The following is a 13,267-nucleotide window of genomic DNA, read 5'->3' on the forward strand; positions in this document are numbered from 1 at the left end:
CGGGACACTAGCTGGCGCATCCGCTCGGGAAATACCCGCCATGGGAAGATGCCTTCTCCTCGTGCTGTCACGCTGAGAAGGCTCCATGAACAGTCACAAACGCAGAAACAGCCAGCGCGCCGGGACAGCCCCACTCCCCCAGCGGGTTCAGACAGCCCGGGCCCACCGAGGACCGTTGGCCTCCCGGCGGATTGCCCTGGCGCGGGCGTGAAGATCGGCGTCGGGGATGCGCCGGACTTCACGGACCGGGGCTACCGAAACGTCCCGTGCCTCCGGCGGCGCCGCCCCGCAGGCCATCGGGGAAAGGTCGGTAACAAGTCCCATGCCGGCGTACTCACGCACGGCGGCAATGCCGGCAACAGCTGCGCTCTTGTCGTCAAAAGCCTTCGAAACAGCCATCACCGTGCCATCCGGCGCTGTCAGACGGAACCTGAAACACGACTCCGCGTCAACGAACAGCTCAAACATTCCGGCCATGACAATCCTCCCGGTCTGCGGGATTCTCTCCGCGGCGTCTTTGCCACGGAACAGACAGGGACGCACCCTTGCGTCCCCGTCCCGCTGGTTTTGTCCTGCGATGCCAATTTATCAATTCACAATTGCTAAAGAGTCTGGCGCAGGTGGCCAGTGACCGCAAGACCAAACGGGACAATTTTTCCGCCAGCACTCCAAGCGTTCGCAGTGGAGGATAATTGCAGCGAGACCTCGGCGGGACAGCGCCGGGTTGAGGAGGTCCGGATGCAAACGCTTCCGCGCATCACAGTGGAGGTGCCGGTGCTCGGCGTGGGATCCGGGCCGTCTGACTACGAGGAACTGGGCAGCTACGTCAATGCCTTGCGCAGGCCGCAGGGCCTGCACATGACTCTGCTGCACCTTGGCGTCCTGGAGGACTTCTCCCAGGACGTCGCGGACTGGACCAAAGGCATCACCAGTGCCGGCGCCGCCGCCCGACGGACGGTCAGCTGGTTGAAGGCATTGCCGGTATCGGAAGGCTTTTCCGGAACGGCGGACCGACTGATCGTGCTCGGAGGCGGAAGCATCTCTGGACTCGAGGTGGACGTGCCACAGCATGTGCATGACCACCAGGTGTCCTTGGTGCAGGGCCTGCATGAACTGCTGGACGAGCTGCTCGTGGACAATGTGGATGACTTTATCCTCAGCTCACGCGCACTTGGCTACAGGTATCCGCGCTGGGTACCCCACGTGGCCGTGGGCCGCCCAAAGACCCTGCACCGCGGATCCTGGCAGATTCAGCCACTGACCGTGGAGTTTGGCGAATCACGGATCAGGAACGGCCGGCTCCTGCCGGCAGCCGACGGCGGCTAGGCATGCAGGCAGAACCCTACGCCTCAATCGTCGGCACAGTGCCCCTGGATTAGCCTCCACGTGCCTTCCGGGTAGCGGCGTCGTTGGCCTTCTGCAGCGCTTGGACCAGTTCGTCCTTATCCATCTTCGATCGGCCGTCGATATTCAGCTCCTGGGCTCGCTTGTAAAGGTGTTCCTTCGACGCGTTCGCGTCCACGCCCGCAGCGGTGGGCTCAGATGAATCAATCCCCTCCTCCGCGCGTTTGTCGGAGGGGCCGCGCTCCTCCTTCGGCTCCCAGTGGTCGCCCACCTTCTCGTAGCTGTGCTTCAACGATGCGTAGGCTGTACGGGCAGCACGGCTCTCGTCATTGTCGTAGGACTCGAGGGCAGAATCGTAGGTTTTGGCGAAAGTGTCCTGGGCTTTCTGTTCAGAGCGCTGCAGGGTCGAGGGAAGCTCTTCCTTGCGGGCGTGATCGTTTTTTCCGGTCTTCGGCATGGCGCCCCACACTCCTTCATCAGCAGGCTGATCATCCGGATGCACCCAGCTTAGTCACGGATCCTCTGGCTGGCTGCCCTCGCCCAATATCAAACAAACAAGACGGGGAAACGCTCTCAGTGACGTTGGTCGAGCGCTTCGAGGAGTCGTCTGACCGAGCCGCCAAGGTTCCACTCGGTGGCGAGACGCTCCAGTTCGGCGCGCGGCTCGCCGCTAACAGGATGCAGCTGTGCGCCCGCCTCCTCAAGGGTTGGCAGCTTGAGGTCGCGGACAAGCTTGACGACGGCGGGAGCCACCGTGAGGTAGTCCGCGGCCGCGGCGAGTTTCGACCGCACAGGGGTGGACAGCCCGCTTCCCGCATCCGCCGCCGCCGCGAGCAGCCAGTCAAGCGTGCCGTACTCCCCAAGCAGGGACGCGGCGGTCTTGTCCCCGATGCCGGCGACGCCCGGCAGCCCGTCGGAGGCGTCGCCGCGGAGGGTCGCGTAGTCGGCGTATTGCTCGGGCAGCACCCGGTACTTGCCCACGACGACGGCGTCGGTGACGACTTCGAGGTTCTTCATTCCGCGGGCGGTGTAGATCACCCGCACCTGGCGGGCGTCGTCGACCACCTGGAAGAGATCGCGGTCGCCCGTCACGACGTCGACCGGCAGCTCGGCGTGGCTGGCGTAGGTGCCGACGACGTCGTCGGCCTCATGGTCCGCGGCCCCCACGACGGCGATGCCGGAGAGTTCGAGCATCCGGCGGATCATCGGAATCTGCGCCTCGAGCGCGTCCGGCACCACCTCCACGTCGGGGGACCCTGCTACAACGTCTGCGACCCGGTGCGACTTGTAGGTGGGGATGAGGTCCACCCGCCACTGCGGACGCCAATCGTCGTCCCAGCAGGCAACGAGGTGCGTCGCGTCGTAGTCGGTGGTGAGGCGCGCGATCATGTCCAGCAGGCCGCGGACGGCGTTCACCGGTGTGCCGTCGGCGCGGCGGATGGTGTCGGGCACGCCGTAGTAAGCACGAAAGTACAGCGACGCAGTGTCGAGCAGCATCAGGCGGTTGGACATAACTGATCCTATACAGATGCCAAGCTCACGCCCGTGTCATTCGCCCTTTGCCCGCGGCCCGCCAACGCAGCGACCCGCAACGCCTTCGGCTATGGCACGCTGGTCCCGGACCCCAAGGGCATCCTGGCTCTGCCGGAGGGCTTCGTCTACAAGCTGCTGGCCCGCTCGGGGCAGACCGCCACCGCTGAGGGCGTCCACCCCTCCGATCCTGACGGCATCGGCGTATTTGATGGTCCCAGCGGCGGATCCGTTCTGATCTGCAACCACGAGAACAGCGGCGCCGAGCCCTACCCGGTCCCCGTCGTCGAGGGTCTTACCTATGACCCCGGGGCCAAGGGCGGCACCTCCACCCTCATCGTGGATGCCGACGGCAACCGCGTGGCCCAGTACACCTCCGTCGCGGGCACCAACAACAACTGCGCCGGAGGAATCTCTCCGTGGGGCACCTGGCTGACCTGCGAGGAAACCGAGGCGCGCGCCGGTTCCGGAACCAATACCAAAGACCACGGCTACGTCTTCGAAGTAGATCCCGCCAGCCGCGAGGCCAACATTGGCCACGCCGCGGTCCCGCTGAAATTCCTGGGCCGCTATTCCCACGAGGCCGTAGCGATCGACCCCGCCACCACCCAGATCTACCTCACCGAGGACGCCGGAAACCCCAACGGCCTCTACCTGCGGTGGACGCCGTCAGCCGGTTTCATCCCCGGCAAGGGGGCGCTGCACGCGCTCGCCAAGTCCTCCGGCGGTGACGTCGCAGGGCGGCTGCAGGCGATGAAGTGTTTCCGCGGCTCCACCCACATCAAGGACCTCTCCGAGGCCACCGAAGTAGGCACCCGCTACAAGGTCCAGTGGATCGATGTGCCGGACCGTGACGCCCGCACCACCTCGGTGCGCAAGCAGTTCACGAATGAGGAAATCACCCGTGCCCGCAAACTCGAGGGCCAGTGGTGGGGCGACAACGGCGCGTACTTCGTCTCCAGCTTCGCCCGCAATTCCGACGGTTCCGTCAACGAACACGACGGCCAGGTCTGGCTCTACGACCCGGCCACCGAGAGCATCACGCTGACGACGATCTTCGGAGTGAACCCGGACACGGAGGTGGACGGGCACTTCGACGGGCCTGACAACATCACGGTTGCACCGCAGGGCGGGCTGATCCTGGCCGAGGACGGCGAAGGCGTCTCGCACCTGGTGGGCGTGACCAGCGAGGGCATGTCCTACCCGCTGGCCCGCAACGAATACAACGACTCGGAGTTCTGCGGCCCGGCGTTCAGCAAGGACGGAAAGTGGCTCTTCGCCAACATCCAGTCCCCCGGCTTTACGCTGGCCATCACCGGTCCCTGGACCCGGCCGTCCAACGCCGCGGCCACAGCCGGCTAGCCAAGCACTCTCCTAGAGTGGCTGCAGGCCCCGCTCCGCGGTGCGGGCGGGGCCTGCAGTCCCCGGGCTAGCCGGGCTGTCCGGGGCCGGCCCACTTCAAGGCAGAATGGAACGCATGACCCTTACGACGTTCGCCCTCATCCGCCATGGCCAGACAGACTGGAATGCGCAGCGCCGGCTGCAGGGATCCACTGACATTCCGCTCAACGATACCGGCCGCGACCAGGCGCGCGACGCCGTCGCCGTCCTTTCCGGTTACGAGTGGGACGCGATCGTGTCCTCCCCGCTGAGCCGGGCCGCGGAAACCGCCGACCTGATTGCCGCCGGGCTGGGACTCAGCGTGGCCCGGCGTGTGCCTGAGCTCACCGAACGCCGCTTCGGACCCGCGGAGGGCCTGCAGGCCGGCCCCGAACTGGATGCACTGCGCATCCCCAACGGTTTCCGCGGCGCCGAAAGCGAGGACGAGGCAGCCTGCCGCGGGTTGGCCGCACTGGAAGGACTGGCCGAGGAGTTCCGCGGCCGTCGCGTCCTGGTGGTCGCCCATGGCACGCTCATCCGCGTGAGCCTCGGCCGCGCCGTCGCCCGTACCCTTCAAAGCATCGATAACGCCGTGCTCAACCTCGCCCACCACCACGCCGTTGACGGCTGGCAGCTCGAATACTTCAACGGGGAGCGGGTAGTGGCCGCCGTTCAGGGCTGAGCAGGCCACGACCGGAAGAACCTTGCTGCCCAAAGCGAGCCACACACCGCCTTGCCTCTGTTGCGGCACCGGGGGCGTCGGGCAGAATGTGCTTCATGGGGCGTTGGAGCGAGGAAAAGGTGATCGGCACCGCGCCCGACCAATCTTCCTTGGCAGCCGCCCGAAAACTCGCGCGTCCGGGTCCATGGTCCGATACCGGCAGCAACGACGATTCGAACCATGCCGCTGCCCTCGCCGGAATCGGCGTGCCGGCCTTCGCCTGCACGCCGGATCTGTTTCCCGAGCTGATGGCCGCCGCGATCGAACGCCGGGACGTCAGCGAATGGGCAGCTTTCCATGACATCGTGACGACGCACGAAACGTAGCAGCACAGGCTCGTGGAAGGCGCCGGCGCCCGGTCATCCGCCGGGGCCATAGGGTGGTCCGTCTAACATCACGTACTCCTGCTTGTCGGGAGCCAACAAAATCTTGTCCCCAACGGGGAACTAGCGTCGGTTCGGAGGAATATCCGCAGCCAGCAAGCGCAAAGGACCCATCGATGACGATTCAGGCAAACATCGCCGCGAGCGAAAAACCGAGCGACGAAACGAGCAACAACGCTAGCTACGACATCCTGGCAACTGCCCACCAGCAGGTCCTGGAAGACGGCGTCGGCCTGACCCAGGCGCAGCTCGTGGAAGTACTCAGCCTCCCGGATGAAGCGCTCCCGGCGGCCCTGCAGCTGGCCCACGAGGTCAGGCTGAGGCACTGCGGCGAAGACGTTGAGGTGGAAGGCATCATCTCAATCAAGACGGGCGGCTGCCCCGAGGACTGCCACTTCTGCAGCCAGTCCGGCCTCTTCGACTCCCCTGTCCGCGGCGTCTGGCTCGACATTCCGGAACTCGTCAAAGCGGCCAAGGAAACGGCCGCCACCGGAGCCACCGAATTCTGCATCGTCGCCGCCGTCCGCGGCCCCGACATCAAACTGATGAACCAGATCAAGTTCGCGATCGACCGCATCCACGAAGAAGTGGACATCAACATCGCCTGCTCCCTGGGCATGCTCACCCAGCGGCAGGTGGACCAGCTCGCCAGCTGGGGCGTGCACCGCTACAACCACAACCTGGAAACGGCCCGCAGCTACTTCCCCGAGGTGGTCACCACGCACAGCTACGAAGAACGCCTCGAAACGTGCAACATGGTCAAGGCCGCCGGCATGGAACTGTGCTGCGGGGCACTGATCGGCATGGGCGAGTCCTTGGAACAGCGGGCCGAACTGGCAGCCCAGCTTGCCGCCCTCGAACCACATGAGGTCCCCCTGAACTTCCTCAACCCACGCCCCGGAACTCCCCTCGAAAACCAGGGAATCATGGACGGCAAGGACGCCCTCCGCGCCATCGCCGCCTTCCGGCTGGCCATGCCCAGAACGGTGCTGCGCTACGCCGGCGGCCGCGAGCTGACCCTCGGCGATCTGGGAACGCGCGAGGGACTGATGGGCGGAATCAACGCCGTCATCGTGGGCAACTACCTCACCACCCTGGGCCGCCCGGCCACCGCCGACCTGAACCTGCTCGTCGAGCTGAACATGCCCATCAAGGAGCTCCAGCAAACGCTATGATCCCCAACCGCTCCCTAACGTCGCAAGCTCGGCCAGGGAACCCGGCGGTCGTGGCCCCAGGCTCGACGGGCTCAACCGGCGGGTTTCCGGCGGGCTCAACCGCCGGGTTTTGCGGGCACTGCGGCGAGCCGTCCGACGGCGGTGCCACCCCGACGTCGGACGTTCACCGCCGCTGCGCCGAACATCTCGCCATGGAGCCGCCGCGCTACTGCGCCGCCTGCCGGCGCCGCATGAAAGTCCAGGTCACGCCATTGGGATGGTCCGCGGAATGCTCCCGCCACGGGGTGCTTGAACCATGACGGAAGGCATGGCGCCGCTGAGCCTGATCCAGCGGGACCGCGCACGGTTGTGGCACCCTTACGCCCCGGCGTCCCCGGACCTTCCGCTGTGGGAGGCGGAGGCCGCCGACGGCGTGCGGCTGCGGCTTAGGGGCGCGGACGGCAGACGCCACCAGGTGGTTGATGCGATGTCCTCGTGGTGGTCTGTGATCCACGGCTACCGCCACCCGGTGCTGGATGCTGCTGTGAGACGGCAGCTGGAGAGCTTCAGCCATGTGATGTTCGGCGGCCTCACGCATGCCCCGGCGGTGGAGCTGGCCGAGCGGCTGGTGGGCATGGCCCCTGCCGCTCCCGGCCGGCCGGGGTTGGAGCGGGTGTTCCTCGCGGACTCGGGTTCGGTGGCCGTGGAGGTTGCGCTGAAGCTGGCGGTGCAGTTCCAGACCGCATCGGGGCACCCGCAGAGGCAGCGGTTCCTGAGCGTTCGTGGCGGGTACCACGGCGACACTTTTGCCGCAATGGGGGTCTGCGATCCCGTGGACGGCATGCACTCCGCCTTCCCGGGCCTGCCGGCCGGCAACGTGTTTGCTCCCCGTCCCCCCGCCGCGGCGTCCGCGACTCCGGAGACTGTGATGGCGTGGGCGTCGGAGCTCGGGGACATCGCGGCTGCGCACTCGGGGGAGCTGGCCGCGATCATCGTCGAACCGGTCCTCCAGGGTGCCGGCGGCATGCACGCCTACCCGGCCGAGTGCCTGACAGCGCTGCGGCAGGTGGCGGACCGGCATGGGCTGCTGCTGATCTTCGATGAGATCGCCACGGGTTTTGGCCGCACCGGCGAGCTCTTCGCGGCCGACCATGCCGGCGTCGTGCCAGACATCATGTGCGTAGGTAAAGCCCTGACCGGCGGATACCTGACCCTCGCCGCGATGCTCTGCACAGGCGAGGTTGCGTCAACGGTTTCCCGTGGCCAGGCCGGTGCCCTGCTGCACGGGCCCACCTTCATGGGCAACCCGCTGGCATGTGCGGTTGCCAACGCCAGTCTCAGCATCATCGACGACGGCGGCTGGCGGACCGACGTTGCCCGGATCGGCGCGGGGCTGGCCTCCGGGCTCGCCCCCGCCCGGGCACTCCAGGCCGTCCGGGATGTCCGCACTATCGGCGCCGTCGGGGTCATCGAGCTCCACGACGACGTCGACGTCACGGCGGTCACTGCGGCGGCCATCCGGCACGGGGTCTGGGTCCGCCCGTTCCGGAACCTCGTCTACACCATGCCTCCGTACATCAGCACCGCGGCGGACGTTGGGCAGATCACCGCGGGCATGACGGGGGCTGTCGCCGAAGTCCACGAACGCGCCTCGGCACGGTCCGGAGACGCGGCATGAGCGCGTCGATGACCCGATGGCTCGAGACTCAGGCCGCGGTCCGGGAACGCCGGGGCCTGGTCCGCCGCCCCCTCCCCCGGGCGGCGGACGAACAGTTCATCGACCTGGCCAGCAACGACTACCTGGGACTCGCGGCGGACCCGCGGGTTGCAGAGGCCGCTGCGGCGGCCGCATCGCTCTGGGGCACAGGCGCCACGTCCTCGCGCCTGGTGGCCGGAACCACCAGGCTGCATCTTGAGCTCGAGCAGGAACTGGCAGCGCTCGCCGGGATGGAAACGGCGCTGGTGTTCTCCTCCGGCTATCTGGCAAACATCGGCGTGATCACGGCGCTGGGCGGCCCCGGGACCCTGATCGTCGCGGATGAACACTGCCACGCCTCGATGATCGACGGCATGCGGCTCAGCCGCTCGCGCACCGAACCGTTCACCCACAACAGCGTGGAGGAAGCCGGCCGCCTGCTTGCCGACCGGTCGGAGCCGCGCGCCCTCATCGCCGTCGAATCCCTCTACAGCGTCCTGGGCGACGAAGCGCCGCTCGTTGACCTGCTGGCCCTGGCCGAGCAGAACGACGCCGTGCTGCTCATCGACGAGGCCCACAGCCTCGGAGTCACCGGCACCGGTATCTTCCAGGGCCGCGGCTCCGTGGCCGGAACCGCCCTTGCCGGGCATCCGAACGTGATCGTGACGGCGACGCTGTCCAAGGCCCTGGGCAGCCAGGGCGGAGCAGTCCTGGGATCACCCCTGCTGCGCGAACACCTCATCAACCGGGCCCGCAGCTTCATCTTCGACACCGGCCTGGCGCCCGCCTCCGCCGCAGCGGCCCTCGCCGGGGTACGCATTATCCGCGACGAACCCTGGCGGGCCGGATCCGTCCGCAGGAACGCTGCGGCACTTGCCGCCGGGCTCGCCCCGGCCCTTGCAGCCCACGGCACCGCCGTCGACCAGCCCGTCGTCGAGCAAATGGCGGGGGCCGTCCAGTCCATCGCCATGCCTTCCGCCGAAGCCGTCCTGGCGGCCGCCGGGGCCGCGCGCACTGCCGGCGTCCGGATCGGCTGCTTCCGCCCGCCGTCCGTCCCCGACGGGATCTCGCGGCTGCGGCTCACTGCCCGAGCCACCCTTACGCCCGAGGAAATCGAAGACAGCTGCGCAGTGCTGCGCGGCATTTTGGAGGAACTTCCATGAACCTGCCCGGCATCATTCTGGTCACCGGTACGGACACCTGCGTCGGCAAGACGATCACGACGGCGGCCCTCGCCGCCGTCCTCCACGGAACGGGTCGCAGCGTCGCGGTTTACAAACCGTGCCAGTCAGGAGCTGCCGCCGGCGATTCGGACACGGCCGAGATTATCCGGCTCGCCGGCGCCGTAACAGCAGAAACCGGAGTCGTGCTGCAGCAGCCCCTGGCGCCCGCCGCCGCAGCCGCCGTCGACGGAATCCAGCTCCCCCCGGTGGCGGCGCACGCCGAGAGAATCCGCGAGCTCGCCGGATCCCACCACCACGTCCTGGTTGAGGGCGCAGGCGGCCTGCTGGTGGACCTGGATTCCGACGGCGGCACGCTGGCGGACCTTGGATCGCTCCTGGCGGCGGCCTTCATGGTTGTCGTCCGGCCCGGCCTCGGCACCCTGAACCACACCGCCCTGACCCTCGAGGCGCTGGAGGCGCGGGGCCAACAGGTCCTCGGCGTCGTGCTGGGAAGCTGGCCGGGCAACCCTGAGCTTGTCCACCACAGCAACCGCCAGGTTCTCGGATCGCTGCCGGTGCCCTTCCTTGGAGCCCTTCCCGAGCAGGCCTCGGAACTGTCCCCGGCTGCTTTCCGTGCCGGAGCGGCCGCTTGGCTGATCGATCTGCCAGCATGAACCCGGCATCAACAGCGGCCCGCGCGCAGCCGCTGGTGGAAACCCCGGGGCTCACGGAATCCCCTGACCCGGCCCGCTGCCCGTACCTCGTGGTGCGTGACCCTGACACCGTCCGTGAAGTCCTGCACAGGCCTGCCGACTTCAGCCCCGCGAATGCCCTGGTCGCGGTGACACCCCTGGAAGGGCCCGCCCTGCGCGTGCTGCAGAGTGTGCGCTTTGCCTTGCCTCCCGTGCTGGCCAGCAACGACACGGACACCCACGGCGGGATCCGCAAGGTCGTGGCGGGCTTCTTCACACCGGCCACCGTCGCCGCGATGGAACCGAGGATCCGTGAACTGGCACGGGAAGCGGCAGGTAACGCTGCGGACCGACTGGACTCTTCCGGTCATGTGGACCTGGTGCAGACGGTCGCGGCGTTTCCCCCGGCAGTCGTCATGCTCGAACTCCTCGGGCTGCCTGTTCGGGATCTTGCCGCCCTCAAGCGGTGGGGCCTTGATTCCATGGAGCTGTTCTGGGGCTGGCCTGACGAGGACCGGCAACTCGATCTGGCCCACAGCGCCGCAGATTTCTACGTCTGGCTGAGGAAGTTCGTAGCAGAATCCAGGACGGCCCCCGGACGCAACCTGTTCAAATCCCTGGCCGAGCATGGCCTGTCAACGCCGGAAATATGCTCGCTGGGCTACTTCCTGCTGATTGCCGGACAGGAAACAACCACCCAGCTGATCAGCACCACCCTGTTCCGGCTCCTGGAGGGGTCCGCGCCTGTGGATTGGAAGGACGCCTCGTCTGAAGCGGGGTCCGCGTCCATGCTCCGGCACGTGCTTGCCACCGAATCATCCGTCCCGACCTGGCGCCGGGTGGCAGCCCACGACACGAACCTTGCTGGCGATGCGATCCCTGCCGGCGCCGAAATCCTGCTGGAGCTGAGCGGCAACCACATCACGGCACCGGCCGAAACCGGGAGCCTGCCCATACCTGCGCAGGCGGCCCGGCGAGGACAATCCACCGGCCACGGCCTGGTGTTTGGCTCCGGTATCCACCGCTGCCTCGGGGCCAAGCTCGCAGAACTGGAGGCGGCCATCATCATCCAGGAAACGGCCGGAGCACTGCCCGGGATACAGTTGCGGGACCATGAGCCCGAACGGATCCGGCTCCTATCCTTTCAGGCACCCCGGACAGTCACCGTGGTGCGTGGTGACGTGGCCGGGATCCTCGAGCAGCTGCCCCACAAACTGCAAAACGTCGAGTAGAACAGTAATGAGTAGACTCCCCGTTCATTGAACCCTCACCCGGCAATCGCGGCGAAAGCTGCGTGCGGTCGTCTGCCGGATCCTGGCGCGTTTCGACGTCGAGGACCTCGAACCCGGCATCCTGCAACAGGCGACTCATCTGACCTAAGGACCAGTAATACGCCTCGGTAATTGCATGGTCCAGCGGTTCGGCGGACGCGCCCTAGAAAAAGCCAACGAGCAGATCACCGGGCCCCTAATCTTCCCGGCCCACCGTTCAATGCTAGATACGAAGCAAAAAGTCCGTGGCGTCAGAACTTGCCCTCCTTGCAGACCTCCGTATGAAGGGCGCGCTTTCTGATGAGGAATTCAGTGCCGCCAAGCGCCGCATCCTTGAAGGCTGATAATTCAGGAGTTCCTGCGATTGCCTATTCGCAGGGCGCTCTCCCCGGCAGAATTTGAGGCCGCCAAGCGCCGCCTCGATAGCTGATCCTCAGTCCTCCTGTCCCAGCGTGTGCTGCTCCGAGAGCGGCATCCTATGAATACAGGTCCCGCAGCTTATATGCTCCGATCAGCGTCCATCTACGGGGAGCACAATGAAACGCATTCGGTTGTGGCAATGCATAGTTCCCTACCTACTTCTCACCATGCTGCTGACATCATGCGGCGACAACATGACGGGCGGACCGGGAACCGCGGAACCCACGCAGAACTCCACCAGCTCCGCTTCCCCCAACAACTCCCCAGCGCCGACCGGCTCAATCCTTGGTTCTACCAGCAACCCCGTTCCAAGCGGTGGCCCCTTCGCGTGCGTTGAGTGGGTCCGATTCGAAACCCCTCAAGACCAATACGACAAGGCCGGCGCGGTGCTCATCGGAAGGTCTGTAAGCCAGGCCGGTGAGACCAGCATTTACGGTCACAAGGCCACGACCCACCTTGTTGAAGTCGAGCAGGTACTCAAAGGGGACCCCGGAGTTGGGAAGCTCCGCATCTCCTCCATGCCCCCGACCTGCACTGTAGGAGAGTCCTACCCGGACGGCGATCCGCTCGATACCGCTCAGAGAGTCATCATTTTTGCGACCAAGCAGGGCGGCGAGTGGTTCACCATGACCCCCGCACAAGGAGTGTGGCCTTTCCAACAAGGCGCAGAGCTTCCCTTTCACTAGTGTGAGTCCAGCCCGTGCCCATGGAGCCGGATCAATTCCTTAGCCAGCCAGGAGCCGAACCCTCAACGGGACAGATTCGCAGCAGGGTGGGTTGTCCCGCGCAATCCAAGAACGGGACATGCTGAGCGCCGTTGACCGGGTGCGGCCGGCAGGGCAGGCTGTGAGGACATGAATGACGAGGGGGACCATGATGAAATACCCGCGCACCTTGACCGCCGTCGCGGCGTTGCTCGGATTGGCCCTTTCCGGGTGTCAGCCCGCCGGGTCGCTCACGGTGGAATCGCCCGCTGCGGTGCCCAGTTCGTCGTCGTCCGAGTTCGCGGCCATCATCCAGGCTGCTGTAGAGGATCGCAACGGCACCGTCCTCGAGACTCTCCCGGCTCCGCGCCTCGCCGATGGGCAGACGACCGCGGCCTACCGGGCCAAGCGAATACGCGACCTCCCGGTGGTGACCCGGTCGAAGGCCGGATTCAAGTCATCTGGCTTCTGGTATACGTCCTTTTCCACGACGGTTATGGTGGAATCCATCGAGGTGACTGGCTCGGAGGCGATCATCCATTTCAAGGAATTGACCGAGGAATACCTCGCCTCGACAGCGAATGGCCCGAGCAACGTCCCGTCGGGCTACTCGTTACCGCAGACCGCGACGTTCCGGGCATCCACGGATGGCTGGCAGCTAGACACCATCGCCCCTTCCGTGCACGGGTTCGGCCTGCCGATGTCCATCGTCGAGGACTGAGGACCGCCCTTAACTGAGGACCGCCCTTAACGGGGTGGCCCAGCGGGCAGACTTGAAGCCTGAGGCCGAGCAATACACGCTGAACTGC

General features: G+C 66.4%; 16 protein-coding genes. 13 read left to right on the forward strand and 3 right to left on the reverse strand.

Annotation, left to right across the window (positions count from 1 at the left end; all coding sequences use genetic code 11):
* Positions 1–147: 147 nt before the first annotated feature.
* Complete coding sequence (locus tag QFZ30_RS09415) at positions 148–477, reverse strand: YegP family protein (protein WP_307075566.1); 330 nt, start codon at positions 475–477, stop codon at positions 148–150.
* Positions 478–738: 261 nt separating this feature from the next.
* On the opposite strand from QFZ30_RS09415, the gene QFZ30_RS09420 reads away from it, so the two are divergent.
* Positions 739–1,326 carry a hypothetical protein gene (locus tag QFZ30_RS09420; RefSeq protein WP_307075568.1) on the forward strand — a complete coding sequence of 196 codons (588 nt, stop codon included), beginning with the start codon at positions 739–741 and terminating at the stop codon, positions 1,324–1,326.
* 49 nt (positions 1,327–1,375) lie between these two features.
* On the opposite strand, the gene QFZ30_RS09425 is transcribed toward QFZ30_RS09420, so the two are convergent.
* Both QFZ30_RS09425 and QFZ30_RS09430 read right to left on the reverse strand, forming a co-directional pair.
* Positions 1,376–1,801, reverse strand: coding sequence for a ChaB family protein (locus QFZ30_RS09425; protein ID WP_307075570.1), 426 nt, complete (start codon positions 1,799–1,801; stop codon positions 1,376–1,378).
* A 116-nt stretch (positions 1,802–1,917) separates the two neighbouring features.
* A complete protein-coding gene (locus QFZ30_RS09430) occupies positions 1,918–2,856 on the reverse strand; it encodes a 5'-3' exonuclease (RefSeq protein WP_307075572.1) in 939 nt (312 codons plus the stop codon).
* 33 nt (positions 2,857–2,889) lie between these two features.
* On the opposite strand from QFZ30_RS09430, the gene QFZ30_RS09435 reads away from it, so the two are divergent.
* The 12 genes from QFZ30_RS09435 (at position 2,890) to QFZ30_RS09485 (ending at position 13,179) form a co-directional block, all read left to right on the forward strand.
* Positions 2,890–4,236 (forward strand): alkaline phosphatase PhoX, encoded by a 1,347-nt coding sequence (locus tag QFZ30_RS09435; protein WP_307075574.1) that lies wholly within the window; start codon positions 2,890–2,892, stop codon positions 4,234–4,236.
* A 115-nt stretch (positions 4,237–4,351) separates the two neighbouring features.
* Positions 4,352–4,936, forward strand: a complete 585-nt coding sequence (locus QFZ30_RS09440) for a histidine phosphatase family protein (protein ID WP_307075576.1) — start codon at positions 4,352–4,354, stop codon at positions 4,934–4,936.
* Positions 4,937–5,031: 95 nt separating this feature from the next.
* Entirely contained in the window at positions 5,032–5,301 is a 270-nt protein-coding gene (locus QFZ30_RS09445; RefSeq protein WP_307075578.1) for a hypothetical protein, read from the forward strand.
* 173 nt (positions 5,302–5,474) lie between these two features.
* The gene (gene bioB / locus QFZ30_RS09450; protein ID WP_307075580.1) at positions 5,475–6,533 is read left to right on the forward strand and encodes a biotin synthase BioB; all 1,059 of its coding nucleotides are present in this window, start codon (positions 5,475–5,477) and stop codon (positions 6,531–6,533) included.
* Complete coding sequence (gene bsaP, locus QFZ30_RS22110; protein ID WP_444875970.1) at positions 6,530–6,832, forward strand: biotin synthase auxiliary protein BsaP; 303 nt, start codon at positions 6,530–6,532, stop codon at positions 6,830–6,832. The genes bioB and bsaP overlap by 4 nt, the downstream gene beginning before the upstream one ends.
* Positions 6,829–8,190: an adenosylmethionine--8-amino-7-oxononanoate transaminase gene (locus tag QFZ30_RS09455; protein WP_307075582.1), complete on the forward strand. Its 1,362-nt coding sequence runs from the start codon at positions 6,829–6,831 to the stop codon at positions 8,188–8,190. Before bsaP ends, QFZ30_RS09455 begins: the two co-directional genes overlap by 4 nt.
* An 8-nt stretch (positions 8,191–8,198) precedes the next feature.
* Entirely contained in the window at positions 8,199–9,371 is a 1,173-nt protein-coding gene (locus QFZ30_RS09460) for an 8-amino-7-oxononanoate synthase (protein ID WP_373462888.1), read from the forward strand.
* Entirely contained in the window at positions 9,368–10,045 is a 678-nt protein-coding gene (gene bioD, locus QFZ30_RS09465) for a dethiobiotin synthase (RefSeq protein ID WP_307075585.1), read from the forward strand. Before QFZ30_RS09460 ends, bioD begins: the two co-directional genes overlap by 4 nt.
* Positions 10,021–11,295 carry a cytochrome P450 gene (locus QFZ30_RS09470; RefSeq protein ID WP_307075587.1) on the forward strand — a complete coding sequence of 425 codons (1,275 nt, stop codon included), beginning with the start codon at positions 10,021–10,023 and terminating at the stop codon, positions 11,293–11,295. The genes bioD and QFZ30_RS09470 overlap by 25 nt, the downstream gene beginning before the upstream one ends.
* 284 nt (positions 11,296–11,579) lie before the next feature.
* Positions 11,580–11,678, forward strand: a complete 99-nt coding sequence (locus QFZ30_RS09475) for an SHOCT domain-containing protein (RefSeq protein ID WP_307075589.1) — start codon at positions 11,580–11,582, stop codon at positions 11,676–11,678.
* A gap of 243 nt (positions 11,679–11,921) precedes the next feature.
* Positions 11,922–12,440: a hypothetical protein gene (locus QFZ30_RS09480; protein WP_307075590.1), complete on the forward strand. Its 519-nt coding sequence runs from the start codon at positions 11,922–11,924 to the stop codon at positions 12,438–12,440.
* 187 nt (positions 12,441–12,627) lie between these two features.
* Positions 12,628–13,179, forward strand: coding sequence for a hypothetical protein (locus QFZ30_RS09485; RefSeq protein WP_307075592.1), 552 nt, complete (start codon positions 12,628–12,630; stop codon positions 13,177–13,179).
* The last annotated feature ends 88 nt before the right edge of the window (positions 13,180–13,267 follow it).

This window comes from Arthrobacter pascens, assembly GCF_030815585.1.
Taxonomy (GTDB): domain Bacteria; phylum Actinomycetota; class Actinomycetes; order Actinomycetales; family Micrococcaceae; genus Arthrobacter; species Arthrobacter pascens_A.

Coding starts and splice junctions, on each gene's coding strand:
- bioD (WP_307075585.1), top strand. CDS start 9,368: ATGAACCTGCCCGGCATCATTCTGGTCACCGGTACGGACACCTGCGTC.
- QFZ30_RS09480 (WP_307075590.1), top strand. CDS start 11,922: ATGCTGCTGACATCATGCGGCGACAACATGACGGGCGGACCGGGAACC.
- QFZ30_RS09440 (WP_307075576.1), top strand. CDS start 4,352: ATGACCCTTACGACGTTCGCCCTCATCCGCCATGGCCAGACAGACTGG.
- QFZ30_RS09455 (WP_307075582.1), top strand. CDS start 6,829: ATGACGGAAGGCATGGCGCCGCTGAGCCTGATCCAGCGGGACCGCGCA.
- QFZ30_RS09415 (WP_307075566.1), bottom strand. CDS start 477: ATGGCCGGAATGTTTGAGCTGTTCGTTGACGCGGAGTCGTGTTTCAGG.
- QFZ30_RS09460 (WP_373462888.1), top strand. CDS start 8,199: ATGACCCGATGGCTCGAGACTCAGGCCGCGGTCCGGGAACGCCGGGGC.
- QFZ30_RS09485 (WP_307075592.1), top strand. CDS start 12,628: ATGATGAAATACCCGCGCACCTTGACCGCCGTCGCGGCGTTGCTCGGA.
- QFZ30_RS09430 (WP_307075572.1), bottom strand. CDS start 2,856: ATGTCCAACCGCCTGATGCTGCTCGACACTGCGTCGCTGTACTTTCGT.
- QFZ30_RS09425 (WP_307075570.1), bottom strand. CDS start 1,801: ATGCCGAAGACCGGAAAAAACGATCACGCCCGCAAGGAAGAGCTTCCC.
- QFZ30_RS09445 (WP_307075578.1), top strand. CDS start 5,032: ATGGGGCGTTGGAGCGAGGAAAAGGTGATCGGCACCGCGCCCGACCAA.
- bioB (WP_307075580.1), top strand. CDS start 5,475: ATGACGATTCAGGCAAACATCGCCGCGAGCGAAAAACCGAGCGACGAA.
- QFZ30_RS09420 (WP_307075568.1), top strand. CDS start 739: ATGCAAACGCTTCCGCGCATCACAGTGGAGGTGCCGGTGCTCGGCGTG.
- bsaP (WP_444875970.1), top strand. CDS start 6,530: ATGATCCCCAACCGCTCCCTAACGTCGCAAGCTCGGCCAGGGAACCCG.